Genomic DNA, 25,059 nt, shown 5'->3' with positions numbered 1-25,059 from the left:
TCAAGTCTCATTCCACACCTGTGGCAATTGTTCCCCGGCGATCATCTCCGCCATCGTCTGCCGGCGCCGGATCAGCGCATGGCGACCGTCATCGAGCAGGACCTCGGCAGCAAGCGGACGCGAGTTGTAGGTCGAGGCCATCGACGCACCGTACGCGCCGACGCTGCCGATCGACAACAGGTCGCCGGCCTCGCAACGCGCCATCGCGCGGCCGCGGGCAAAGGTGTCCCCGGTCTCGCAGACCGGACCGACCACGTCGTAGCGCGTCGTCTCGCGGTCGCCGCCGACCAATGGCACGATCTCGTGCCAGGCCTCGTACAGCGAAGGGCGCAGCAGGTCGTTCATCGCCGCATCGACCACGAGGAAACTGCGGTCCACACCCGGCTTGACCCGGATCACGCGTGTCAGTAGCTGACCAGCCTCGGCGACCAGGTAACGGCCCGGCTCCAGCACCAGTGTGCCCTGGAATTCGGCGAACACCGCGCGCACCAGCGCTGCGTATTCCGTGGCCGCAATCGGAAGATCGACGCCCTTGCGGTAACACACCCCCAAGCCGCCACCGATGTCGACGCTGGCGATCGGATGGCCCGCGTCGACCAGCTCGCGGCGGAAGGTTTCCACCCGGGTCAGCGCCTCGCGGAACGGCTCCAGGCTCAGGATCTGCGAACCGATGTGGGCATGCAGGCCGTCGAGCAGGACGTTGCTCATGGCGCCGGCGTTGGCGAACCAGCGCCGGGCTTCGTCGATGGAGACGCCGAACTTGTTCTCGGACTTGCCGGTGGAGATCTTCTCGTGGGTGCGCGCGTCGACGTCCGGATTGATGCGCGCCGCTGCGCGCGCGCATACGCCGTGCCGCTGCGCCACCTCCTGCAGGAGTTGCAGCTCGTCCAACGACTCGACATTGAATCGCCATACGCCGACAGCCAGTGCCGAGGCGATCTCCTCGGTGGTCTTGCCGACACCGGAGAAAACAATGTGCTCGGCCGGAATGCCGGCCAGCAGAGCGCGATTGAGCTCGCCCAGCGAAACGATGTCGGCACCGACACCGTGATGGGCCATCAACTGCAGGATGGCAACGTTGGAGTTGGCCTTCACTGCATAACAGATGCGGTGGTCAAGGCCGCGGAAGGCCGCCTGCAACCCGGCGATGCGCTGGCGGATCGCGTTGGCGGAATAGGCGTAGAAGGGAGTCGGCAGCTGTTCGGCCAGCGCGTGCAGATCGACGCCGTCGAACACCGACGGATCCGTATCCGCCGCGGGCCCGGGAACCGCTGCCAACACGTCACTTCCGCTCATCGCCCGCGGCACTTTTGCACTGACCTGCATGCATGGATTCCTGCAAAAAGAAGGGCGGCCCGCCTGGTAGCGGGCCGCCCTGGAGGTCCATCAGAAACTGACGGAAACAGTCAGCTGGGCGTAACGGGGCGCCTGGAAGCCTTGGCCGACACCGAAGAACCCGTTGAGCTCCGGCTGGGTCGGATCCTCTTCGCTCATGCCGACGCTCGGTTGCAGGTCCTGGTCCACGCGCACGGTCTTCTGCTGGTTGAACAGGTTGAACACCGCGAACTTGACACGCAAGTTGGAGCGTCCAAACGACTGCAGGTAGCTCACGCTCGCACCCACCTCGTACGTCCACGGCATCTCCCCGTACGCACCGCGTGCGGAGTGCACGTACACCGGCGCGTCGCTGTCGCACTGGGCCGTGCAGATGTAATAGCTGTGATAGTTGGTCGGATCGAACGGGTTGCCGGTGCCGAAGCCGGTGATCGGGCCACCGGAGCTGGCATCGAGGGTGGCACCGACCTGCCAGTTGTCGTTGAAGGCGTAGGTGCCGCGGGCCTTGATCTGGTGACGGCGGTCGTTGGCGAGCGGACCGTAGCCGCCGTAGTTCACCCACGGATCATCGAAGTTCTCGGTGCGGCCGGTGTCGGAGAAGTTGGTATCGGAGTTGACCGGGCCCTCGGCATTGCCCTCGCTCTTGGACCAGGTGTAGGACAGGTTCATCTCCCACTTGTCGTCCCAGGCACGATCGAGCTGGAACTCCAGGGCCTTGTAGGTGCGCTTGGGCTTCACCCAGCCGCGCTGGCCGACGTAATTGCCGTCGGCGTCGTACAGCGCCCAGCCTTCCTTCGCCGTATCGACCGTGACCCAGCCCATGGTGCCTGCGCAGTCGGTGTCGCCCCAGACGGTGACCTTCTCGCCCGGGTTGGCCATCACCCAGCCGATGTAGCCGTCTTCGCCACACTGGCCGGTGGCGCTGATCTCCATGTCGTCGATCGCGTTGGTGAGCTTGCGGTAGATTCCGCGCACGCCCCACGACCACTTCTCGTCGAGCATCTGCTGGAAGCCCAGGATCGCCTCATCCTGGTAGACCGAGTCGAGGTCGCGGTCGACTTCCGCACGCAGGTCGCCGACGGTGCCGTCGCCCTGCGAGACATCGACCGGCCCGATCTGCGGCCCCAGGCCCGGCATCGCGTACTCCGTACCGTTGAGTTCGTGAATCTCCCAGCCATTGAACGCGTAGTACGTGCGCTGGTCGAGCAGGCCGCCGGCCTGCTTGATGTTGATGACGTTGGCCACCGGCAGGAAGTAGCGGCCGACGTTGCCGAACAGCTTCATCGTGGAATCGCCGTTGATGTCCCAGGCAAAGCCCAGGCGCGGCGCCCACATGTCCTTCATCTCGATGTAGCTCTTGCCGTCGCCGTCCTTGTTGTCGAAGGCCTCGTTGCGGATGCCCAGGTTCAACAGGAAGGTGTCGGTGATCGACCAGTTGTCCTCAAGATAGAACGCCGAATTCGTGCTCTCGAAGTTGCCGGCAATCTCGTTGCGGCGGGCACGGACGTAACCGCTGTAGCCATCCGGGACGACGCCGCCGCCCGGGTTCGGGGTCGCAGTGCCCGGACCTCCCCTGTAGACGTTGTAGAAGATCGCACCGGGGCCCGCGTAGTACTGCTTGTGGTCGGATGTATTGACCTCGTGGTCGATGCCGAACTTCAGCAGGTGGTCTCCCAGCGACCATTCGAAGTCGGCGCGGGCCTGCTCGCGCACGTCATCGCGGTTGAACACCGTGGAGTTGGTACTGCAGCCCAATAGCTCGCCACCCGCCGGCCCCGGGAACTGGGTTTCTTTCTGGACGCGGTTGCACTCCAGGTCCAGCAACGAACGGGTGAAGGCCTGGCGATGGTTTTCGCCATACATGAGCTTCATCGAGAAGTCCGAGGTCATGTTCGACGTCCATGACAGCGCCCAGTTGTCGCCGCCGGTGTCGTTGTAGATCTCGTTCTGCTTGGCGCCGACCTCCTTGCTGTCGAAGTCATAAAGGAAGACTTCGCCCACGCTGGCATTCTTGTTGGAGAACGCCATCAGGCTGAGGATGTTGTTGTCGGTGACGTACCAGTCGAGCGTACCGCCCCAGAAGCCGTCGCTGTTGTTGTTCTTGGTGATGGACGTGCCGAGGTCGTCGGTGTTGGTCGGCTCGAAGTCGCGCAGCTCGTACAACCCGTAGAAGAACAGCTTGTCCTTGATCAGCGCGCCGGACGCCCAGATGTCCAGCGTGCTGCTGGAATAGTCGTCCTGGCTGGCGGTCAGGTAGCGCTCGCCGTTGTGGTAGCGGTCCTGGGCCTGCGACTGCCAGGCGCGCGGCTCGAATACCACTTCCGCGCCGGCCTGGAAGTCGTTGGTACCGGAGCGGGCGACGGTGTTGATGACGCCGCCGGTGGTACGGCCGAACTCGACCGAGTAACCGCCGGTCTTGACCTGGAATTCCTTGTAGAACTTGAACGGCGCTTCCGAGAACCCGTTGCGGTTGTAGAAGTCGGTGACATTGAGGCCGTTGATGTAGAACGAGTTCTCGGCAACCGACGAACCGCCGAAGGAGATGCCGCCGAACGACGACTCGCCCTTGGTCACGCCCGGCGCGAGCAGGGCCACCGACGACAGGTTGCGATCGACCGGAAGGCGGCTCACATCCTCAGCGGTCAGCGTCATCGCCGACTCGGTCGAGGTGACATCCACCAGCGGCACGACGCGCGAACCCACGACCTGCACCGAAGCCAGGTTGACCGCGCCGTCGCTGCCCAGGTTGATGTTGGTCGCGCTGCCCATGGAAACGGCGACGGCGATTGGCTGACCGACGGCCTGGCCATCGCGCATGACCTGCAGCGAGTAGTTGCCGATCGGCAGCTGGGCGATGCGGTAGTTGCCCTTGGCATCCGCGGTCGTCGAGCGCGAAAGCCCGGTCTCGGTGTTGGTGACCGTGATCTGGTCGCCCTGCGTGGCATGGCCGACCACCGCACCACTGACGGTTTGTGCCGAAGCCAGCATTGGCACCATTGACGCGATGCATGCTCCCAACGCGATGCTAAGCGTTGCCCTACGAAGTGCCTTGCCGTTCATCCCTCTCTCCCCTTACTGGATTTGTCTTGTTTTGAAACTGGATTTGAAGCTCCGGATTTGAAGCCGGTTGGCCGATGCCGGACTACCTGGCAGCCGTTTCCGCAGGCAGCACCTTCGCCTCGAACTGGTAGTCCCACTGGTCGAAGTAGAGGTTTCCCCCTTGCCACTCCACTTCGCCGCGTTGTGAGTCCACGGTTTCCGACCGGAAATGCTGCTTGCGCGGCACCAGGTCGGTGCCGTAGTCGTCGTTGAACGCGATGCGGTAGGCATCCAGCCCGCCGAGGTAGAACCACTCGACGCCCGGATCGCCGGCGCCCTTGAACTGTCCGGTGGTGACGTCCACCGGCACCCAACCGTACGGCGCCAGGTACATGAAACCCCAGTCGTGCAGGTTGTCGTACGTGCCGTCGGAATAGACCATGCCCGACTGCCAGCGCGCCGGGATGCCGTTGAGGCGCAGCAGCGTCATCAGCAGCAGCGTCTGCTGGCCACAGTCGGCGTGGTCGGAATGCAGGGCGTAGTGGCTGATGTTGGTGATCGTCGAGTACTCGCGCGCGCCACCCCACGGAATGCTGTCGACCGCCGAGTAGAGTTTCTGCGCGATGCGGTACGGATTCTTTTCGTCGCCGACCACCTTCTTCGAGAACGCGCGGATGTCGTCGCTGAAGACGATGTGCGGCGGGCGCTCGCCCAGGTACGGCGCCAGTTCCGCGTTGTTGCCTGCGGGGACGACCTTGGCCGGATCGATCTGGTGGACCTGGCCGAAGATGGTCAGTTCGTAGGTAACCGAGAACTTCGTCGGCGTCGCCTTGACCGCCGGCTGTTCCATGTAGACGGTGCGCTGCAGGGTCGATTCCGGCGCCGTGACGTGCGTGGCCGGTGCGCTCGAGATCAGTTCGATGTTTTCCTGCTGGCCGGCGATCGCGCGCGGGAACGGAATCCAGGCGCGCACGACCTCCCCCGCCGGAACCGCATCGGCATTGACGATGATCGACTGGGTGACGCGGACACGGCGCGGGGCGACGCTGCTCTTGCCCGTCGCCCGGGCCTGCGCCAGCGCTTCATCGTGGTAGGCGTTGGCCGATTCCATCGGCCCGTCGTTGCGGGGCGCGGGCTTGGCACGCCTGGCCGTCGCCTGCGGGCTGACGCGGAACAGATTGGAGACCGAGCGGCTGAAGTAGTAAGGAACCCCGTCGATGACCATGTGCTCGAGCTGGTTCGAGGCCTTCCAGCCGGCGAACTCCTCATCGGTCATGTCCGGGATCAGCTCGCGCAGCCTGGCCTTCGCCTCGGGCTCGGTGATCGGAAAGTCCAGGCGGATCCGACGCATGCGCTCGCGCTGGAATTCCAGGGCCTGGCGCGCATCGGGACTCAAGTCGGACTGGGCCAGCGCGCTGTCGATCTCGGCGCTCGCCTCCTTGAAGTGACCGGCATCTATGCTCGCGGTGACTTCCTCGACCGTGTCGCCGGCTCGGCCGGCCAGGGCCGCGGTGGTCATCAGCGAAAGCCACAGGACGGAGACAGCCAGCGCACGCAGCTTGCGCTTCCGAGGGGTCTTCAGTTCAAGCGAAGGCGTAAGACTGTCCACGTGCAGTCGACCCAAGGGGTGCCGTTTCACGACTGTGTAACATGAGTGGAGTACTCGGTCAATAATTTATTCTTGACTAAAACAAGAAATGAAGTATGTATTCTGACCCAGTCGGCTACCGCCTTCCGTCCGGTGGCCCTGAGGGGACAAATCAAGATGATCGAAACGGTCTGGCCTTACGCCGCGGTTTTGCTGGTATCGGCGGGCCTGTTTCCGTCCCTGGAGAAGCGGTACGGCTGGCGCCTGTTCTCGGTGCTGCCGCCGATCGTCCTTACCTATCTGTTCGTCACCGCCCTGGCAGTGGCCGGCCTATGGCGGGCCACGCCGGAGATTGCCGCGGCGCAACGCTCGCTCACCGGCCAGTTGCTGCCGGCCCTGCTGTTCCTGCTGATGGTCGGCTGCGACCTGCGCGCGATCGTCAAGCTGGGGCCGCGCATGCTGGCGGTGTTCGCCTGCGCGATGCTCAGCATCCTGGCGGCGATAGTCATTGCCTACCTGATCTTCCGTAATGCCCTGCCCGCCGACGGCTGGAAGATGCTGGCGGCGCTGAGTGCGACCTGGACCGGCGGCTCGGCCAACCTGGTCGCGGTGAAACAGTCGATCGGGCTTCCCGACAATCTGCTGCCGTCGGTGCTGCTGGCCGATGCGGTCTGCTACTCGGTGTGGGTGATCGTGTTGTTCTCGATCAACCGCTTCGCGCCGGCCTTCAACCATTGGACCGGCGCCGACGCGCGTGCACCGCTGCCGCAGGTCGAGCCCAGGACGACCGGTGAGGCCGGCCCGGGCAGCGTGCTGCTGTGGCTGGGCCTGGCGCTGCTGGTGGGCAATCTGTCGGCTTGGGTCGCGGCGTTGCTGCCGGTCGGCGGCTTCCTCACCACGACGGCCTGGACGGTATTGATCGCCACCGTCGTCGGCCTGGTGCTGGCGCGCACGAGCCTCGCCCATTCGCCCGTGCCGGCGCCGCTGGCCAGTGCCATGCTGGCGTGTCTGGTGGCAGTGCTGGCATCGCAAAGCAACTTCCAGGGTCTCGATACCGCGCCGCTGTTTGTCGTCGTCGGCTTCACTGTGCTGATCGTGCATGTCGCGCTGTTGCTGCTGGCCGCGCGCCTGTTCCGCTTCGACCTGCACCTGTGCGGCATTTCCTCGCTCGCCCAGATCGGCGGCATGGCGACCGCGCCGGTGCTGGCGGCGACCTATGCCCGCGCACTCGTGCCGGTGGCGGTGCTGCTGGCGATGCTGGGCCTGGTGCTGGGCACCGGTGTTGGCTTGGCGATGGCCGGGCTGCTGTCCGGCCTGGCCCCTGTTGCGAACATTGCGAGCTGATCGCGGTACAGACTTCCGGAACAGACTCATTGGAACCCGAACCATGCGCCTGCCACTGACCCTTGCCCTTTCCCTGTACCTCGCCGGCACGGCATTGCAGCCGCTGGCGGCACGCGAACGGGCATGGACCATTCCCGCCAGCACCGGTGTGATCGGTGTCGACGATGCCCAGCTCGACCCTGCGTTCTGGGTCAAGCAGCTCGCCGACCCGGATCGCGTCATCCTCGACACCGATGCGATCGCCGCGCAGAACGCGCGCCTGCATCGGCTCGACAAAAGCATCCATGACCTGGCGGCGTTGCAAGGCACGTTGGATCGCGCGCAGGTAAGCGGCTGGATCGAGGCGCTGTCGCGGCGGCCGTCGAAGGCGCTGTTCGACGAGCACGGCAAGCCGGTGGCGAAGGCAACGCTTGACGAAGCGGTCGACTCGATCCATCTCGCCGCGATCCCCGAACGCCAGGACACGCGCTATGGCCTGGTCGTGCATCGCGCCGCCCTGCGCACGTTCCCGACTTCGCTGCGCGTGTTCTCGTCGGACGACGACCACGACATCGACCGCTTCCAGGAGAGCGCGCTGTTCCCGGGCGATCCGGTGGTGGTTGCCCATGAAAGCCGCGACGGCCAATGGTGGTTCGTGGTGAGCCCACGTTACGCCGCGTGGGTCGAGAAGCGCCACGTCGCCCTCGGCAGCCAGGACCAGGTGCTTGGCTACGGCCGCAAGGCGCCCTATCGGGTGGTCACCGGCGCCCGCGCCACCACCGTCTTCACCCAGGAGGAACCGGGCGTGTCGGAGCTGCAGCTCGACATGGGCGTGCGCGTGCCGGTGCTGGCGGACTGGCCGGTCGGCAAGCCGGTCAACGGCCAGGATGGATACACGTCGCACGTGATCGAACTGCCCGTTCGCAACGACGATGCCAGCCTGCGCTTCGCCCCGGCCCTGCTGCCGCGACGCGAACCCAGCCAGGACCACTACCTGCCGCTGAGCGGGCGCAACCTGATCGAACAGGGCTTCAAGTTCCTCGGCGAGCGCTACGGCTGGGGCCACAGCTACAACGGCCGCGACTGCAGCGGCTTCGTTTCCGAGATCTATCGCAGCATGGGCGTGGAACTGCCGCGCAATACCAGCGACCAGGCCGTCAGCCCGGCGCTCAACCGCATAGCCCTGAGCGACAAGGACAACCGCGAAAGGCGGCTGCAGATCGCCCACGAACTCCAGGTCGGCGATCTGGTCTACATCCCCGGCCACGTGATGATGGTGATCGGCCAGTTCGACGGCGAACCCTACGTGATCCACGACACCACCGGATTGAGCTTCAGCGGTGCCGACGGCAAGACCGTCCGCGCGAAGACCAACGGCGTGACGGTGTCACCGCTGACGCCGCTGCTGTTCAACGGCAAGCAGACCTATGTTGATCGCATGACCAATGTGCAGCGGGTGAGGCCTTGAGATGAAGCGGGAGTGAGGAGCGGGAATGGGGAAGAGGGAACGATAGTCTCCCGCCCCTGATGTTCCACGAACCTTCGGACACGCATCAGAAAGCCACCATTGCCCCAGCCACCTCTTCCCATCGTTCCCCATTCCCCACTCCCCATTCCCGCTTCTTCTCACAAGAGCCCCATGAAAATCACCGACATCCGCTTCGGCATGCTCCGCGTCCCGCTGAAAACGCCCTTCAAGACCGCCTTGCGCACGGTCGAGGCGGTGGAGGACATCGTGGTCTCGGTGCATACCGACACCGGCCAGATCGGCTACGGCGAGGCGCCGGCGACGGCGGTCATCACCGGCGACACCCATGGCTCGATCATCGAGGCGATCCGCAAGTTCATCGCCCCGCGCGTGATCGGCCAGGAAATCGCCAACCTCAACCACATCACCGCGCTGATCCAGTCGGCGCTGGAGAAGAACACCAGCGCCAAGGCGGCGGTCGAGATCGCGGTCTACGACCTGTTCGGCCAGCTCTACGGCGTGCCGCTGTACAAGATGCTCGGCGGCGGCGACCCGGTCATCACCACCGACATCACCATCAGCGTCGACTACATCGACAAGATGGTGGCCGACTCGATCAGCGCGGTCGATCGCGGCTTCGAGTCGCTGAAGATCAAGGTCGGCAAGGACATCGGCGTCGACATCGAGCGGGTCAAGGCGATCTATGCCGCGGTCGAGGGCCGCGCCCTGCTGCGCCTGGACGCCAACCAGGGCTGGAGCGCCAAGCAGGCGGTGTACGCCATCAGCATGCTCGAGGACGCCGGCGTGCGGCTGGAGCTGGTCGAACAGCCGGTCAAGGCCAGGGACCTGGACGGCATGAAGTACGTCACCGAGCGCGTGCACACGCCGATCATGGCCGACGAGAGCGTGTTCGGCCCGACCGAGGTCATCGACCTGATCCGCATGCGCGCGGCCGACATCATCAACATCAAGCTGATGAAGACCGGTGGCCTGTCCAATGCCATCCGCATCGCCGACATCGCCGCGCTCTATGGCGTGGAATGCATGATCGGCTGCATGCTCGAAAGCAGCATCAGCGTCGCCGCAGCGGTCCACCTGGCGGTGGCCAAGTCCAGCGCGATCACCAAGGTCGACCTGGATGGACCGTCGCTGTGCGCGTTCAACCCGGTCGACGGCGGCGTCAACTTCAACGAGTCCGAGATCTCGGTGACCGATGCGCCCGGCCTGGGCATCCGCGAGATCCGCGGGCTGGTGCCCATCGAGGCATGATGAGGCCTGACGAGGACCCGCCATGTCGCCCCTGCTGAAGATCCGATCCGAACGCGACCAGATGTCCGCCATCGAACGCCGCATCGCCGACTTCCTGCTCGACAACGCCCACCTGCTGCGCGACTACTCCTCGCAGCAGCTGGCCAACGCGCTCGGCATCAGCCAGTCGAGCGTGGTCAAGTTCAGCCAGAAGCTGGGCTACAAGGGCTATCCGGACCTCAAGTACTCGATCGGCCAGGCGGTCGCGCGCGGCGACGGCGGCGACGACACCGTCGCCAGCGAAGTGCGCAACGACGACCCGCATGCCGCGCTCGCCGAAGATCTGTGGCACCTCAAGGCGCAGGCCGAAGCGGCCACGCGCCTGATCAACCCACCCGAGCGCATCGACGCGATCGCGGCGGCAATCCAGCAGGCCGGCAAGGTATTCATCATCGGCCTGGGCGAGGACGGCATTCCGGCGCGCGCGTTTGCCACGCGCCTGTCGATGCTGGGCATCCTCACCGTGCACTACGTCGATGCGATCCTGATGCAGGCCGGCGTCTCCAGCGCCGCTCCAGGTGATGTGCTGCTGGTGTTCTCCGAGCACGGCAGGCAGCCGGCGCTGTGCCAGATCAGCCGCCTGTTCCGCGAGCGTTTCGGCAAGGTGATCTCGGTCAGCCGCCACACGCCCAATCCGCTGCGGGCGCATGCCGATGCGGCGTTGCTGGTATCGGCCCACGACGAGCGCCGGCATATCGAGCCGCTGCTGTACCAGTGCGCGCTGCAGCACCTGCTCGACCTCATCTTCATCCTGCTGTGCGATGGCAACGACGACCGCCGCAGCCAGTTGGACTTCAATTTCGAACGCATGCAGGACCTGCTGGACAGCTGAGATGACCGATCCGATCCGCCCCCTGCTCGCCCTCGCCGCCGCGACCCTGGTCGCAGTTGCCCTCGTCGGCTGCGCCGGCATGAAGCCAGGCCAGGCGAAACGGCCGTGGAACGGCGCAACACAGATGGTCGTGGTGACGACCGCGGACTGGAACGCCAACACCGGCACGCTGCAGCGCTACGAGCGTGACGGCAGTGGCTGGCGTGCGCTGGGAGAGGCGGCGCCGATCACGGTCGGTCGCAGTGGTTCCGGTTGGGGTGTCGGCCTGCACGCGCCGCAGTCGGGCCAACCGCAGAAAGTCGAAGGCGACGGCCGCGCACCGGCCGGCGTGTTCCGCATCGGCACCGCGTTCGGTTATGCCGACAGCACGGCCAGCGCCTGGCCCTACCAGGCGATGACGGCGTCGGACTACTGCATCGACGTCAACGCATCGCCCCTGTACAACCGCATCGTCGACGCACGCCAGGTCGGCGCCGACGCCGTCGCCGGCTCGACCGAACCGATGCGTCGCGACCTGCATGCCGGCGGCGACCAGCGCTACAAGCTCGGCTTCGTGATCGAGCACAACCCCGGCAATCGCAGCGGCGCCGGCAGTTGCATCTTCGCCCACCTGTGGAAGGCGCCGGGCGAGGCGACCGCCGGCTGCACGGCGATGGCCGAGCCGGTGATGCAGCAGTTGCTGGCGTGGCTGGATCCGAAGCGCAAGCCGGTGTTCGTGCTGCTGCCGATGGCGGAGTACGAAAGGCTGCAACAAGCCTGGAATTTGCCCACACTGTAGGAGCGACCTTGGTCGCGACCGGCCGCCGGACGCCTGGTCGCGACCAAGGTCGCTCCTACATTTCCTTCTTTTGCCAGGATTTCCCGTGTCGACCACCGCCCGCGTACTGCTCGGACTCTTTCTTGGTGCCCTCATCGGCCTGCTGCTGGCCTGGTGGGACGTCACCGCCGCGACCGGCGTCGCCGACTTCGTCCAGCCGATCGGCCGGCTCTGGCTCAATGCCCTGCAGATGACCGTGGTGCCGCTGGTGGCGGCGCTGGTGGTGATCGGCGTCAACACCGCCACGGACGCCGCCGCCTCCGGGCGCACCGCGCGCAAGGCGATCATCACCTTCGTGATCATCCTCAGCGTCTGCGCCGCGTTCGCCGCGATCGTGGCGCCGCTGCTGTTCTCGCTGGTGCCGCGCCAGGAAGGCCTGGCCGAATCGCTGCGCGCGGCCACCGCCGGCACCGCCCAGCTGAGCCTGCCCAATTCGCTGGCCGACTGGTTCGCCGGTGTCATTCCCAGCAACGCGATAGCCGCCGCCGCGCAGAGCGCGATGCTGCCGCTGGTCGTGTTCGCGCTGTTCTTCGGTTTCGCCCTGACCCGCATCGAGCCCCACCGCCGTGAGCGCCTGCTCGAACTGGTCCAGTCCATCGCCGACGTGATGGTGGTGATCGTGCGCTGGGTGTTGTGGGCGGCGCCGGTGGGCGTGTTCGCGCTGGTGCTTGCGGTGTGCGCGCGAGTCGGCCACGGCATGATCGGCGCGTTCGGCTGGTACATCGCGATCCTGTCGGCGATGTACCTGTGCGCGACAGCGCTGATGTACCCGATCGCGGTGCTGGCCGGCGGCGAACGCGTCCGCCGCTTCGCCGCCGCGATCGTGCCGGCGCAGGCGGTGGCCGCCAGCACGCAGTCGTCGCTGGCCTCGCTGCCGGCGATGATCGAAAGCTCGCGGGTGCGCCTGGGCCATCCGCTCAGCGTGACCTCGCTGGTGCTGCCGATGGCGGTGTCGCTGTTCCGCATCACCAGCCCGATGCAGTACATCGGCGTGGCGTCGTTCGTCGCCTGGGCCTACGGCGTCGACCTCAGCGCCGCGCAGATGGCGGCCGGCGCGGCCTTGGCCGTGGTGATCAGCATGGGCTCGGTCGGCCTGCCCGGCCAGGTCAGCTTCATGGCCACCAACATGCCGGTGACCCAGGCGATGGGCCTGCCGGTGGAGCCGCTGGGCCTGCTGCTGGCGCTGGACACCATCCCGGACGTGTTCGCCACGCTGGGCAACGTGACCGGCGATCTCACCGCCACGGCGGTGGTGGCCAAGGGCCAGACCGAGCCCGAGGCCGCAGCCGAAACGTCTCCCTTGTAGGGGCGGGCTTGCTCGCGACCTGGCTTGCCCGGTGCGCCGAACGTGGGTTCGCGAGCAAGCTCGCTCCTACCTCTCCCCGTGGCAGGCGGGGGGATCGGGCAACCTGGCCAACCCGAATCCGACGCAATCATGCGAAAATGCCGCGCTCGCGTTTCCCAAACCCCTGATTTAGTTAACCCTGATTTCAAAGCTTGGCCCCGTAGCTCAGTTGGATAGAGCGGTCCCCTCCTAAGGGACAGGTCGCACGTTCGAATCGTGTCGGGGCCGCCATTGCGGTGAGCCGGAGGTTGCGGCTGGAACCTGCTTCCAGCGCCATCTCGCCTCGCCTTCAAGTCCCCCAGGAGCACGTCCGATGACCCACCCCGTCCTCACCGCCCTCGGCCTGACCGATACCGAATCCGGCACCTACCTCGGCAGCGGCGAATGGTCGCCGACCCGTGACGCCGGCGTTCTGGAGTCGATCAACCCGACCAACGGCGAGGTGCTGGCCAAGGTCCAGGCCTCCTCGCAGGCCGACTACGACGCAATCGTTGACCGTGCCCAGGCCGCCTTCAAGGTCTGGCGCACCACCCCGGCCCCGCGCCGCGGCGAAGCCGTGCGCCTGTGCGCCGATGCGCTGCGCAAGCACAAGGACGCGCTGGGTTCGCTGGTCGCGCTGGAGATGGGCAAGTCCAAGCCAGAGGGCGACGGCGAAGTGCAGGAGATGATCGACATCGGCGACTTCGCCGTCGGTCTGTCGCGCCAGCTCTACGGCCTGACCATGCATTCCGAACGCCCCGGCCACCGCATGTACGAGCAGTGGCACCCGATCGGCATCGTCGGCGTGATCTCGGCCTTCAACTTCCCGGTCGCGGTGTGGGCCTGGAACAGCTTCATCGCCGCCATCTGCGGCAACATCACCCTGTGGAAGCCCTCGCCGAAGACGCCGCTGTCGGCGATCGCCTCGATGAAGATCTGCAACGCCGCGCTCAAGGCCGGCGGTTTCCCGGACATCTTCTTCCTGTTCAACGATGCCGGCACCGAGCTGGCCTCGAACTTCGTCGACGACAAGCGCGTCGGCCTGATCAGCTTCACCGGCTCGACCAAGGTCGGCCGCATCGTCGGCGAGCGCGTCGCCCGCCGCATGGGCCGCTCGCTGCTGGAGCTGGGCGGCAACAACGCGATCATCGTCGACCCCAGTGCCGACCTGAAGCTGGCGATCCCGGCCATCGCCTTCGGCGCCGTCGGCACCGCTGGCCAGCGCTGCACCACCACGCGCCGCCTGTTCGTGCAGGAGTCGATCTTTGATGACGTGCTGGCCAAGCTGATCACCGCCTACAAGCAGGTCGAGAAGAAGATCGGCGACCCGACCGACCCGAACAACCTGATGGGCCCGCTCAACAGCCGTGACGCGGTCCAGGCCTACCTGGAGGCCGTCGAGAAGGCCAAGGCCAGCGGCGGCAAGGTCGAGACCGGCGGCGCCGCCATCGACGGCCCAGGCAACTTCGTCCTGCCGACAATCGTGACCGGCCTGTCGAACGACGCCGAAGTGGTGCAGACCGAAACCTTCGCGCCGATCCTGTACGTGATGAAGTACGGCCAGCTCGACGAGGCCATCGAGCTGCAGAACGACGTGCCGCAGGGCCTGTCGTCGTCGATCTTCACCCAGAACCTGAAGTCGGCCGAGGCGTTCCTGTCGGCGGCCGGTTCGGACTGCGGCATCGCCAACGTCAACATCGGCACCAGCGGTGCGGAGATCGGCGGTGCGTTCGGCGGCGAGAAGGAAACCGGCGGCGGTCGCGAGTCGGGTTCCGATGCCTGGCGCGCCTACATGCGCCGGCAGACCAATACCATCAACTACTCCGACGCGCTGCCGCTGGCACAGGGCATCAAGTTCGACCTCTGACCGCCCCGCCATCGGAACCCGGAAACAGGAACCAGGACCCGCCGCATGCAAGCAGTCGTCCGTCGCGACAACAGCACGCTCGCTGACGTCAGCCTGGTGCCCGGTGGCACGCGTGCCCTCGTGCGTGGCGTCTACGTGACGGCAAGGGGCTGACATGTACTCCATCGTCCGCCCCTTCCTGTTCGGACTGGACGCAGAGACGGCGCACGGCGCCACGCTCACTGCGTTGGAAGCGGCTTATCGCAGCGGACTGGGCCCGCTGCTGGGCCGCCGCCCGGCGCCGCTGCCGACGCGCGCCTTCGGCCTGACCTTTCCCAATCCGGTCGGCCTGGCCGCCGGCCTGGACAAGAACGGCGCGCACATCGATGCGCTGCTGGCGCTGGGCTTCGGCTTCGTCGAAGTCGGCACGGTCACCCCGCGTGCGCAGGAAGGCAATCCGAAGCCGCGCATGTTCCGCCTGCCGGATCAGAAGGCGGTGATCAATCGCCTCGGCTTCAACAACGCCGGCGTCGACGAACTGGTGCGCAATGTCGGCAAGGCCCGCCGTCGCGGCGGCCTGCTCGGCATCAACATCGGCAAGAACAAGGACACGCCGAACGAATCGGCGGAAACCGACTACCTGCATTGCCTGGAGCGCGTCTACCCGCTCGCCGACTACGTCACCGTCAACATCTCCTCGCCCAACACCGCCGGCCTGCGCGAGCTGCAGGAAGAGCAGTCGCTGCGGCGGCTGGTGTCTATCCTGCGCGAAGCGCAGGAGCGCTTGGGCGCATTGCACGGCAAGCGCGTGCCGATGCTGGTCAAGATCGCCCCGGACCTGAGCGACAACGATGTCGAGGCGGCCGCGCGCGTACTTGGCGACCTTCAGGTCGACGGTGTCATCGCCACCAACACCACGGTCTCGCGCATCGGTATCGACGGTGCCCCGCATGCCTCCGAGGCCGGCGGCCTGTCGGGCCGGCCGCTGATGGGCCAGGCCACCGCGGTGCTGCGGATGATGCGCACGCGCCTGCCCGAATCGATCCCGATGATCGGTGTCGGCGGCATCCTCTCCGGCGCCGACGCCGCGACCAAGATGGCCGCCGGTGCGACCCTGGTGCAGTGCTACACCGGCCTGGTCTACCGCGGCCCGGCCCTGGTGCACGAATGCGTCGAGGCCATGCGCCGACGCAAGGAAGCCCCGAGCCGGGGCAACATGCCGCCGATCGTATGAGCGAGGCCGTCCGCATCCTGCGCGATGCCCCGCTCGATCATCGCAACACCTTTGGCGTCGCGGCGCGCGCGTCGTGGCTGGCTGAGCTGGGCGATGCCCGCGCCCTGCCGGAACTTCTGACGCGTGCGGAGTTCCGCGAACGTCCGCCGCTGGTTCTCGGAGGCGGCAGCAACCTGCTGTTCGCCGGCAATCCCGAGGCAGCGGTGCTGGCACTGACCGGTCAGGACGTGCGCGTGCTGCGCGACGACAGCGTCGCCATCGTCCGCGCCGATGCCGGCGTGCAATGGCACGGCTTCGTGATGCATACGCTGGACCAGGGCCTGGCCGGACTCGAGAACCTGGCATTGATTCCCGGCACGGTCGGCGCCGCGCCGATCCAGAACATCGGCGCCTACGGCGTCGAGGTGCGCGAATTCATCCACGCCGTCGAGACCTTTGAACCGGCCAGCGGCCAGCTCCATCGCCTCGACGCCGACGCCTGCGCGTTCGCCTACCGCGACAGCGTGTTCAAGCACGAACCCGATCGCTACATCGTCACCGCGGTCGAGTTCGCGCTGCCGCGCGCGCCGTCGCTGAAACTCGACTACGCCGGCATCGGCGACGAGATCGTGGCGATGGGCATTGCCGCACCGACGCCGCGCGACGTTGCCGATGCGGTGATCGCGATCCGCCGTCGCAAGCTGCCCGACCCCGCCGTGCTCGGCAACGCCGGCAGCTTCTTCAAGAATCCGATCGTGGCGCTGGCCCAGGCCGAAGCGCTGCAGGCGCAATACCCGACGATGCCGGTGTTCCGTGGCAACGATGCCGGCACGCGCAAGCTGTCGGCCGCGTGGTTCATCGACGCCTGTGACTGGAAGGGCCACCGCGACGGCGACGCCGGCGTCGCTGCGACGCATGCGCTGGTGCTGGTCAACCATGGCCACGCCAGCGGCCAGCAGTTGCTCGACCTGGCCCGGCGCATCGCCGACTCGGTGCGCACGCGCTTCGAGGTGGCGATCGAGCCCGAACCGCGGGTCATCGGCGCCACCTGGTGAACGCAGCAGCAACCTCAACCCCGATGCGCGCGGCGGGCTTCATGCTCGCCAGCACGCTGTGCTTCGGCGCAATGGCGATCACGATCCGGCTGGCATCGGCGACGCTGCACACGTTCGAGATCGCGTTCTTCCGCAACCTGTTCGGCCTGATGGCGGTGCTGCCGCTGATCGCCGGCGTCGACCGCGCCTCGCTGCGCACGCGCCAGCTGCCGCGCTACTTCGTCCGCTGCGCGATCGGCATCGGTTCGATGCTGGCCGGCTTCTGGGCGATTGGGCACCTGCCCCTGGCGCAGGCGATTTCGCTGTCGTACTCCACGCCGGTGTTCGTGACGATCGCCGCGGCGATCTTCCTCGGCGAGCACGTCCGCGCCAGGCGCTGGGCGGCGGTGGCGATAGGGTTTGTCGGCGTGCTGGTGATCGTGCGGCCGGGCTCGGCCGAGTTCAGCACCGGCACGCTGATCGCGCTGCTCGCCGCGGTGCTCAGCGGTGTCGTCGCGATCCAGATCAAGCAGCTCTCGCGCGTGGACGCGGCCAACACCATCGTCCTCTACACCTATCTGTTCTGGGTGCCGATGTCGCTGCTGCCGGCGTTTTGGGTGTGGGAATGGCCGCAGGGGATCGCCTGGCTGTGGGTGATCGGTGCGGGCATCTTCGGCACCGGCGGCCAGGTTCTGTGGACCCATGCGCTCAAGCTCGGCGAGGTTTCCGCGCTGACGCCGATCAGTTTCATGCAGCTGCCATTGGTCGCGACCGCGGGCTGGTTGTGGTTTGGCGAGAGCGTGGACGGATGGACCTGGGCGGGCGCGGCGATCATCCTGTCGGCCAATGCCTATATCGCCCATCGCGAGGCGGTGCTGACGCGGCGCGCGGCGACGGCTGCGCCGACGTCGGCCGCGACGCCAGGCGGCTGATGGAAAGCCCCTCTCCCGCGTGCGGGAGAGGGGTTGGGGTGAGGGCAGGCGACGGTCACCGCCAAAAACGCCCTCATCCGCCCTCCGGGCACCTTCTCCCGCCAGCGGGAGAAGGGAGATTCAACGCCACGGTCGCAAGCCACCCCAGTACACCAGCAGATACACCACCACCGCCCACACACTCGCCGCCGCCCACCCGGCGAGGATGTCCGACGGGTAATGCACGCCCAGGTACACCCGCGACAATCCCACCAGCACCACGAACGGCAGCATCAGCGCCACCATCGGCCAGCGCCAGCGCGTGCGCCATGCCAGCAGCACCAGCACCCAGGCCAGCGTCATCGAGCCCATCGCGTGTCCGCTGGGAAAACTGAAGTTGTGCTCCGGTGCGATCGAGCCCCACAGCGACGGCCGCTCGCGCGCGAACGCCGCCTTGGTGGCGATGTTGAGCAGCGCCGAACCGGCCAGCGCGATCGCGGCGAAGGTGGCCTCGCGGTATCGGCGCAGCAAGGTCAGGACCAGCACCAGCGCGATGTCGAATGGCACCACGCCCCACAGATATCCGATCCGCGAAATCAGCACGAAGAAGCGATCGAAGCCTTCTCGGGCAAGATCATGGGCGAAATGCAGGATCGGTTCGTCGAACGCGATCGCTTCCTGCTCGTGGATTTCGTCGGCCAGCTCGGCGAAGCCCCACAGCGGCAACAACAGGCCAACGAACACCAGCAGCAGCCGGCCGCCGTAGCGACGCAGCACGTCTGCGCCGTAGCACAGCTCCTGGCTTAGTGCGCCGCTGCCCTCAGCCGGCACGCGCTGCGTCGTCTGCCGCGCCGTACTTGCGCTCGACGTAGCGGTCGATCAGCTCGACGAACTCGTGGGCGATGTTCTCGCCACGCAGCGTCACGGTCTTCTCGCCGTCCTCGAACACCGGTGCCGACGGCGCCTCGCCCGTGCCCGGCAGCGAGATGCCGATATTGGCGTGACGCGACTCGCCCGGGCCGTTGACCACGCAGCCCATCACCGCCAGGGTCAGGTTCTCCGCGCCGGGATGGCTGATCTTCCACACCGGCATCTTCGCCCGCACGTGTTCCTGCACCTTCTGCGCCAGCTCCTGGAAGAAGGTGCTGGTGGTGCGGCCGCAACCCGGGCAGGCGGTGACCATCGGCGTGAACGCGCGCAGGCCCACGGTCTGCAGCAGCTCCTGGGCGACGATGACTTCGTTGGTGCGCGACTGGCCCGGTTCGGGTGTCAGCGAGATGCGGATGGTGTCACCGATGCCTTCCTGCAGCAGCACGGCGAGCGCGGCGCTGGAGGCGACAATGCCCTTGCTGCCGATGCCGGCCTCGGTCAGGCCCAGATGCAGGGCGAAATCGCTGCGACGGGCCATTTCGCGGTACACGGCAATGAGCTCCTGCACGCCGCTGACCTTGGCGCTGAGGATGATGCGGTCGGCCGACAGGCCCAGCTCGACCGCGCGCGCAGCCGAGTCCAGTGCCGAGCGGATCAGCGCCTCGCGCAGCACTTCGGCGGCTTCGCGCGGCTCGGGGAGCTTGTGGTTCTCGTCCATCAGCTGTGCAGCCAGGGCCTGGTCGAGCGAGCCCCAGTTGGCGCCGATGCGGACCGGCTTGCCGTGCTTGATCGCCAGCTCGATGAGCGTGGCGAACTGGCTGTCCTTCTTCTTGCCGAAGCCGACGTTGCCGGGGTTGATCCGGTACTTCGCCAGCACCTCGGCGCAGGCCGGCTCTGCGGTCAGCAGTTGATGGCCGTTGTAGTGGAAGTCGCCGATGATCGGCACCTCCACGCCCATCATCGCCAGCTTGTCGACGATGCGCGGAACGGCGGCGGCGGCTTCGACCGTGTTGACCGTCACCCGCACCATTTCCGAACCGGCGCGCCACAGCTCGGCGACCTGCCTGGTGGTCGAGGCCACGTCGGCGGTATCGGTATTGGTCATCGACTGCACGACCACCGGCTGGCCGCCGCCGACTTCGACGCCGCCGATGCGCACGGTACGCGTCAGGCGTCGCGGGAGCGGGCCGAAGCCGGGGTGTGCGCAGGGCGCGGGAGCATGTGAATTCATGGCTGCCATTGTAGGCCAGGCGCGTAGCCAGCCCCACCTGCGGCTGACCCGGGGGTGACCCGTGGCGGCCGCTGCGCTACCTTGACCGGCCGTGATAGCCAGCAGTCCATGAACGACTTCCCCACCGAACCGGGCCCGGGCGGCCACGCCGACCAGGTGCTGACGCCGAGCCAGCTGAACACGCTGGCGCGCGATCTGCTGGAAGGAGCGTTCCCGCAGGTGTGGATCGAGGGCGAGCTGGGCAATGTCTCCAGGCCCTCTTCGGGCCACCTCTACTTCACTCTCAAGGACGCGCGCGCCCAGGTCCGCTGCGCGATGTTCCGCCCCAAGAGCAGTTGGCTGAAGTTCGTCCCGCGCGAAGGCCTGCGCGTGCTCGGCCGTGGCCGCCTGACGCTGTACGAAGCCCGTGGCGAATACCAGCTGGTGTTCGACCACCTGGAAGAGGCCGGCGAAGGCGCGCTGCGGCGCGCATTCGAGGAACTGCGCGCGCGCCTGGCCGCCGAAGGCCTGTTCGATGTCGAGCGCAAGCGGCCGCTGCCGCGCTTCGCCCGCCGCATCGGCGTGATCACCTCCCCCAGCGGCGCGGCCGTGCGCGACGTGCTGAGCGTGCTGGCGCGGCGCTTCCCGCTGGTCGAGGCCGACGTCCTGCCGGTCCAGGTCCAGGGCGAGGGGGCGGCGGCGCAAATAGTTGCCATGCTGCAACGGGCCATCGCCTCGGCACGCTATGACGTGCTGGTGCTGGCGCGCGGCGGCGGTTCGCTCGAGGACCTGTGGGCGTTCAACGACGAGCGCCTGGCGCGCGCGATCGCGGCCTCGCCGGTGCCGATCGTGTCGGCGGTCGGCCACGAAACCGACTTCAGCCTCAGCGACTTCGCCGCCGACGTGCGCGCACCGACGCCGTCTGTCGCGGCCGAACTGCTGGCGCCCAATCGCGAGGACCTGCTGCATCGCCTGCGCATCCTCGAATCGCGCCTGCGCAACCTGCACACGCAACGCCTGCGCCAGGCGATGCAGCGCGCCGACCGCGCCGCGCTGCGTCTCAACGCCATGCGTCCACAAGCGCGACTGGAAGCGCTCGGCCGCCGCCAGCGCGAAGCCCTGCGTCGCCTCAACGCCGCCTGGCGCCAGCAGCTCGAACGCGAGCGCGCTCGCCTGCGCCATGCCGATGCGGTGCTGCGCGCCGCCCATCCGCAAGGCCGCATTGCCCGCCTGCGCGAACGCCTGGCGGCCTTGCGCCCGCGTCCGCAGGCGGCCATCGTGCGCCGACTGGCCAAGGACGCGATGCACCTGCGCGGCCTGGCACGCTCGCTCGAAGCGGTGAGCCCGCTGGCTACCGTCGCTCGCGGCTATTCGATCCTGCAGCATGCCGACGGCCGGGTCGTGCGCAGCGTGCTGGATGCGGCACCGGGTGACCGGCTGGCCGCGCGGTTGAGCGATGGGCAGCTGCAGGTGCGGGTCGAGCCCAAGGACGACTGATCCTCCCCTTCTCCCGCGTGCGGGAGAAGGTGCCCGAAGGGCGGATGAGGGCGCTCTTCGCGATGCGCACAGCTGCCCTCACCCCAACCCCTCTCCCGCAAGCGGGAGAGGGGCTCAACATTCCTCACGCCAACCACTCACCATCTCGTGGGAGTGGGCTCAAGCATCCCTCACACGCCCCCCGCTACGATGCGCGGACCCGTGCCCGAGGAAGCGTGCATGACCAAGGCCTCCGATCTGTTCGTCGCCGCGCTCGAAGCCGAGGGCGTGGAATACGTCTTCGGCATTCCGGGCGAAGAAAACCTCGACCTGCTCGAATCGCTGCGCACCTCGCGCATCCGCCTGGTCCTGACCCGCCACGAACAAGGCGCCGGCTTCATGGCCGCCACCTACGGCCGCCTTACCGGCAAGGCCGGCGTTTGCCTGTCGACGCTCGGTCCCGGCGCGACCAACCTGGTCACGCCGGCGGCCTACGCCCAGCTCGGCGCGATGCCGATGCTGATGATCACCGGCCAGAAACCGATCAAGACCAGCCGCCAGGGCCACTTCCAGATCGTCGACGTGGTCGACACGATGCGGCCGCTGACCAAGTACACCCGCCAGATCGTCTCCGCCGACGCCATCCCGGCGCGCGTGCGCGAGGCCTTCCGCCGCGCCGAGGAAGAACGCCCCGGCGCCACCCACCTGGAGCTGCCGCAGGACATCGCCGGTGACGAAACCGGCGCGCGCCTGATTCCCGCCTCCTTCTCGCGACGCCCCATCGCCGACGACAAAGCCATCGCCCACGCCGCCGCCGCGATCAGCCAGTCGCGCCACCCCTTGCTGATGATCGGCGCCGGCGCCAACCGCAAGACCACCGCGCACCAGTTGCGATCGTTCATCGACAAGCTGGGCATCCCGTTCTTCACCACGCAGATGGGCAAGGGCGTGATCGACGAGCTGCACCCGCTCTGGCTGGGCAACGCCGCGCTGTCGGATCATGACTTCGTCCACCGCGCGATCGATGCCGCCGACTGCATCGTCAACATCGGCCATGACGTGATCGAGAAACCGCCGTTCTTCATGCGCGAGGGACGCCGCACCGTCATCCACGTCAACTACGAAGGCGCCGAGGTAGATGCGGTGTACTTCCCGCAGATCGAGGTCGTCGGCGACATCGCCAACACCGTCTGGCAACTGGGCGAGGTGCTGTCGGCGCAAGCACACTGGGACTTCGCCTTCTTCGACCGGGTGCGCGCCGCGCTGCTGGCCAACCTGGTCGAACGCAGCGACGCCGACCGCTTCCCGATGGCCCCGCAACGACTGGTCGCCGACGTCCGCAGCGTCATGGGCCCGCGCGACGTGGTCTGCCTGGACAACGGCCTCTACAAGCTCTGGTTCGCCCGCTGCTACCGTTGCCGCGAACCCAACACGCTGCTGCTCGACAACGCCCTGGCGACGATGGGCGCCGGCCTGCCCTCGGCGATCGCGGCGCGAATCGTCTGCCCGGATCGGCGCGTGCTGGCGGTATGCGGCGACGGCGGCTTCATGATGAACTCGCAGGAACTCGAAACCGCCGTGCGCCTGGGCCTGGACATCACCGTGCTGGTGCTGCGCGACGACGCCTACGGCATGATCAAGTGGAAACAGGCGCACGAGCGCTATCCGAGCTTCGGCATGGACCTGGGCAATCCGGACTTCGTCCGCTATGCGCGCAGCTATGGTGCACGCGGGCATCGCCCCGCCTCCGCCGACGAGTTCGCGCCGATGCTGCAGCGTGCCCTGGACACCCCGGGAATCGACCTGATCGAAGTGCCCATCGACTACAGCGACGACGACCGCCTGCTCAACGAGGAGATTCCGAAGTTGAGCGCCGTCCTGCAGTAGTCATCCGCCCCCCCTTTCTTTCATCGGAGAACGACATGGCCAAGCCAAAGCGCGCCGCCTCCGGCCTGATGGCCAGCTACCCGTACTACCTCGCCAACCGTCCGGTCGCCGCCAACACCGACCTGGACGTACTGGACAAGTACAGCGGAAAACGCGCGACCCGTGTCGCCCTGGCCGACGCCACGGCGGTACGCAAGGCGATCGTGGCCGCCCACCAGGCACGCGAGGCGGTCGCCGCCTTCCCGCCCGATGCCCGCCGCGACGTGCTCGAACACTGCGTCATGCGTTTCCAGGAACGCTTCGACGAGCTTGCCCTGGCGCTGTGCATCGAGGCCGGCAAGCCCATCGCCGACGCACGCGGCGAGGTCACCCGGCTGATCGATACTTTCCGCATCGCCGCCGGCGAGGCGACCCGCATCGACGGCGAAGTGATCGAGCTGCAGATCTCCAAGCGCACGCGCGGCTACCGCGGCATGGTGAAGCGCGTGCCGATCGGCGTGTGCAGTTTCATCACGCCGTTCAACTTTCCGTTGAACCTGGTCGCGCATAAAGTGGCGCCGGCACTTGCCGCCGGTTGCCCGTTCGTACTCAAGCCCTCGGAGAAGACACCGATCGGCGCGCTGATCATTGCCGAAATACTGGCCGAGACCGACCTGCCTCGTGGCGCATTCTCGGTACTGGCCTGTTCGACCCAGGACGCCGCGCAGCTGATCGAGGACGAACGCATTGCCCTGCTGAGCTTCACCGGCGGCCTGATCGGCTGGGACCTCAAGGCCCGCGCCGGGCGCAAGAAGGTCACGCTGGAGCTGGGCGGCAATGCCGCCTGCATCATCGACGACGACCCGGGCATGCCGCTGGACCGCGTGGTCGAACGACTGGTCTTCGGCGCCTACTACCAGAGCGGCCAGAGCTGCATCAGCGTGCAGCGCATCTACGCGCACGCGGCCATCTACGACAGGCTGCGCAAGAAACTCAAGGCAGCGGTGGCGAAGTTGCCGATGGGCGATCCGCGCGACGAGAAGACCTTCATCGGCCCGATGATCGACGAGGCCGCGGCCAAGCGCGTGGACAGCTGGATCGAGGCCGCGCGCAAGGGTGGCGCCAAGCGCCTGGCCGGCGGCGCCCGCAGCGGCAACATGGTGCCGGCGACGCTGCTGGAGGGCGTGCCGCGCAACAGCGATCTGTACCGCAAGGAAGCCTTCGCTCCGGTCGCGCTGATGGAGCCGTTCGACGATTTCGAGCAGGCCATCGACCAGGTCAACGACAGCGACTTCGGCCTGCAGGCCGGCGTGTTCACCGCGCACCTGGACCACGCCATGCGCGCCTGGGATCGCCTCGATGTCGGCGGCGTCATCGTCGGCGATGTGCCGAGCTTCCGCGTCGACAACATGCCCTACGGCGGAGTGAAGCACTCGGGCCTCGGTCGCGAGGGCGTGCGCTATGCGATCGAAGACATGACCGAACAGCGTCTGCTGGTGATCCGCGACGCAACCGCTTGAACAACGCGCTTTCTAGCCCCTCTCCCGCTTGCGGGAGAGGGGTTGGGGTGAGGGCGAGCGGAATGTGAGGCCTGCCAGA

Annotated in this window: 18 protein-coding genes and 1 tRNA gene; 14 read left to right on the top strand and 5 right to left on the bottom strand. The window is 67.1% G+C overall.

Translation table 11 applies throughout. The annotated features are described in order from the left end of the window. The 3 genes from lysA to AC3A3X_RS09630 form a co-directional block, all read right to left on the bottom strand. Window positions 1–1,296 (bottom strand): diaminopimelate decarboxylase, encoded by a 1,296-nt coding sequence (gene lysA / locus AC3A3X_RS09640; protein ID WP_487582841.1) that lies wholly within the window; start codon window positions 1,294–1,296, stop codon window positions 1–3. Between the two features lie 90 nt (window positions 1,297–1,386). Beyond that, window positions 1,387–4,395: a TonB-dependent receptor gene (locus AC3A3X_RS09635; protein WP_487582804.1), complete on the bottom strand. Its 3,009-nt coding sequence runs from the start codon at window positions 4,393–4,395 to the stop codon at window positions 1,387–1,389. An 82-nt stretch (window positions 4,396–4,477) separates the two neighbouring features. Further along, window positions 4,478–5,893 (bottom strand): transglutaminase-like domain-containing protein, encoded by a 1,416-nt coding sequence (locus tag AC3A3X_RS09630; protein ID WP_487582803.1) that lies wholly within the window; start codon window positions 5,891–5,893, stop codon window positions 4,478–4,480. A 246-nt stretch (window positions 5,894–6,139) separates the two neighbouring features. Between AC3A3X_RS09630 and AC3A3X_RS09625 the strand changes: the two genes are divergently transcribed. The 11 genes from AC3A3X_RS09625 (at window position 6,140) to AC3A3X_RS09575 (ending at window position 18,059) form a co-directional block, all read left to right on the top strand. Beyond that, window positions 6,140–7,306 carry a DUF819 family protein gene (locus AC3A3X_RS09625; protein WP_487582802.1) on the top strand — a complete coding sequence of 389 codons (1,167 nt, stop codon included), beginning with the start codon at window positions 6,140–6,142 and terminating at the stop codon, window positions 7,304–7,306. Between the two features lie 43 nt (window positions 7,307–7,349). Then, the gene (locus AC3A3X_RS09620) at window positions 7,350–8,753 is read left to right on the top strand and encodes a C40 family peptidase (RefSeq protein ID WP_487582801.1); all 1,404 of its coding nucleotides are present in this window, start codon (window positions 7,350–7,352) and stop codon (window positions 8,751–8,753) included. Between the two features lie 171 nt (window positions 8,754–8,924). Next, the gene (locus tag AC3A3X_RS09615) at window positions 8,925–10,022 is read left to right on the top strand and encodes a dipeptide epimerase (protein WP_487582800.1); all 1,098 of its coding nucleotides are present in this window, start codon (window positions 8,925–8,927) and stop codon (window positions 10,020–10,022) included. 22 nt (window positions 10,023–10,044) lie between these two features. Beyond that, entirely contained in the window at window positions 10,045–10,893 is an 849-nt protein-coding gene (locus AC3A3X_RS09610) for a MurR/RpiR family transcriptional regulator (protein WP_487582799.1), read from the top strand. Window position 10,894: 1 nt separating this feature from the next. Continuing rightward, window positions 10,895–11,671: a L,D-transpeptidase family protein gene (locus AC3A3X_RS09605; RefSeq protein WP_487582798.1), complete on the top strand. Its 777-nt coding sequence runs from the start codon at window positions 10,895–10,897 to the stop codon at window positions 11,669–11,671. 85 nt (window positions 11,672–11,756) lie between these two features. After that, window positions 11,757–13,016, top strand: a complete 1,260-nt coding sequence (locus AC3A3X_RS09600; protein WP_487582797.1) for a dicarboxylate/amino acid:cation symporter — start codon at window positions 11,757–11,759, stop codon at window positions 13,014–13,016. Between the two features lie 193 nt (window positions 13,017–13,209). After that, window positions 13,210–13,286 (top strand) — tRNA-Arg (locus tag AC3A3X_RS09595). A gap of 82 nt (window positions 13,287–13,368) precedes the next feature. Beyond that, window positions 13,369–14,901, top strand: coding sequence for an L-piperidine-6-carboxylate dehydrogenase (amaB, locus tag AC3A3X_RS09590; RefSeq protein WP_487582796.1), 1,533 nt, complete (start codon window positions 13,369–13,371; stop codon window positions 14,899–14,901). A gap of 154 nt (window positions 14,902–15,055) precedes the next feature. Next, the gene (locus tag AC3A3X_RS09585) at window positions 15,056–16,114 is read left to right on the top strand and encodes a quinone-dependent dihydroorotate dehydrogenase (RefSeq protein WP_487582795.1); all 1,059 of its coding nucleotides are present in this window, start codon (window positions 15,056–15,058) and stop codon (window positions 16,112–16,114) included. Beyond that, the gene (murB, locus tag AC3A3X_RS09580; RefSeq protein ID WP_487582794.1) at window positions 16,111–17,148 is read left to right on the top strand and encodes a UDP-N-acetylmuramate dehydrogenase; all 1,038 of its coding nucleotides are present in this window, start codon (window positions 16,111–16,113) and stop codon (window positions 17,146–17,148) included. Before AC3A3X_RS09585 ends, murB begins: the two co-directional genes overlap by 4 nt. A 23-nt stretch (window positions 17,149–17,171) precedes the next feature. Continuing rightward, entirely contained in the window at window positions 17,172–18,059 is an 888-nt protein-coding gene (locus AC3A3X_RS09575; RefSeq protein WP_487582840.1) for a DMT family transporter, read from the top strand. Between the two features lie 120 nt (window positions 18,060–18,179). Here the strand turns inward: AC3A3X_RS09575 and AC3A3X_RS09570 are convergent, their stop codons facing one another. Continuing rightward, window positions 18,180–18,869, bottom strand: coding sequence for a phosphatase PAP2 family protein (locus tag AC3A3X_RS09570; protein WP_487582793.1), 690 nt, complete (start codon window positions 18,867–18,869; stop codon window positions 18,180–18,182). After that, entirely contained in the window at window positions 18,859–20,139 is a 1,281-nt protein-coding gene (ispG, locus tag AC3A3X_RS09565) for a flavodoxin-dependent (E)-4-hydroxy-3-methylbut-2-enyl-diphosphate synthase (protein WP_487582792.1), read from the bottom strand. Before ispG ends, AC3A3X_RS09570 begins: the two co-directional genes overlap by 11 nt. A gap of 108 nt (window positions 20,140–20,247) precedes the next feature. On the opposite strand from ispG, the gene xseA reads away from it, so the two are divergent. The 3 genes from xseA to AC3A3X_RS09550 all read left to right on the top strand — a co-directional run bounded on the left by xseA (window position 20,248) and on the right by AC3A3X_RS09550 (window position 24,980). Then, window positions 20,248–21,615 (top strand): exodeoxyribonuclease VII large subunit, encoded by a 1,368-nt coding sequence (gene xseA, locus AC3A3X_RS09560; RefSeq protein ID WP_487582791.1) that lies wholly within the window; start codon window positions 20,248–20,250, stop codon window positions 21,613–21,615. A 219-nt stretch (window positions 21,616–21,834) separates the two neighbouring features. Further along, window positions 21,835–23,481: an acetolactate synthase large subunit gene (locus AC3A3X_RS09555; protein WP_487582790.1), complete on the top strand. Its 1,647-nt coding sequence runs from the start codon at window positions 21,835–21,837 to the stop codon at window positions 23,479–23,481. 35 nt (window positions 23,482–23,516) lie between these two features. After that, complete coding sequence (locus tag AC3A3X_RS09550) at window positions 23,517–24,980, top strand: aldehyde dehydrogenase family protein (protein WP_487582789.1); 1,464 nt, start codon at window positions 23,517–23,519, stop codon at window positions 24,978–24,980. The last annotated feature ends 79 nt before the right edge of the window (window positions 24,981–25,059 follow it).

Source organism: Lysobacter sp. Soil_N_23, from assembly GCF_057656135.1.
This window is presented reverse-complemented; position numbering and strand designations above follow the sequence as displayed.

Coding starts and splice junctions, on each gene's coding strand:
- AC3A3X_RS09575 (WP_487582840.1), top strand. CDS start 17,172: ATGCGCGCGGCGGGCTTCATGCTCGCCAGCACGCTGTGCTTCGGCGCA.
- amaB (WP_487582796.1), top strand. CDS start 13,369: ATGACCCACCCCGTCCTCACCGCCCTCGGCCTGACCGATACCGAATCC.
- AC3A3X_RS09625 (WP_487582802.1), top strand. CDS start 6,140: ATGATCGAAACGGTCTGGCCTTACGCCGCGGTTTTGCTGGTATCGGCG.
- murB (WP_487582794.1), top strand. CDS start 16,111: ATGAGCGAGGCCGTCCGCATCCTGCGCGATGCCCCGCTCGATCATCGC.
- AC3A3X_RS09610 (WP_487582799.1), top strand. CDS start 10,045: ATGTCGCCCCTGCTGAAGATCCGATCCGAACGCGACCAGATGTCCGCC.
- AC3A3X_RS09555 (WP_487582790.1), top strand. CDS start 21,835: ATGACCAAGGCCTCCGATCTGTTCGTCGCCGCGCTCGAAGCCGAGGGC.
- lysA (WP_487582841.1), bottom strand. CDS start 1,296: ATGAGCGGAAGTGACGTGTTGGCAGCGGTTCCCGGGCCCGCGGCGGAT.
- AC3A3X_RS09605 (WP_487582798.1), top strand. CDS start 10,895: ATGACCGATCCGATCCGCCCCCTGCTCGCCCTCGCCGCCGCGACCCTG.
- AC3A3X_RS09550 (WP_487582789.1), top strand. CDS start 23,517: ATGGCCAAGCCAAAGCGCGCCGCCTCCGGCCTGATGGCCAGCTACCCG.
- AC3A3X_RS09615 (WP_487582800.1), top strand. CDS start 8,925: ATGAAAATCACCGACATCCGCTTCGGCATGCTCCGCGTCCCGCTGAAA.
- ispG (WP_487582792.1), bottom strand. CDS start 20,139: ATGAATTCACATGCTCCCGCGCCCTGCGCACACCCCGGCTTCGGCCCG.
- AC3A3X_RS09630 (WP_487582803.1), bottom strand. CDS start 5,893: ATGACCACCGCGGCCCTGGCCGGCCGAGCCGGCGACACGGTCGAGGAA.
- AC3A3X_RS09620 (WP_487582801.1), top strand. CDS start 7,350: ATGCGCCTGCCACTGACCCTTGCCCTTTCCCTGTACCTCGCCGGCACG.
- xseA (WP_487582791.1), top strand. CDS start 20,248: ATGAACGACTTCCCCACCGAACCGGGCCCGGGCGGCCACGCCGACCAG.
- AC3A3X_RS09585 (WP_487582795.1), top strand. CDS start 15,056: ATGTACTCCATCGTCCGCCCCTTCCTGTTCGGACTGGACGCAGAGACG.
- AC3A3X_RS09635 (WP_487582804.1), bottom strand. CDS start 4,395: ATGAACGGCAAGGCACTTCGTAGGGCAACGCTTAGCATCGCGTTGGGA.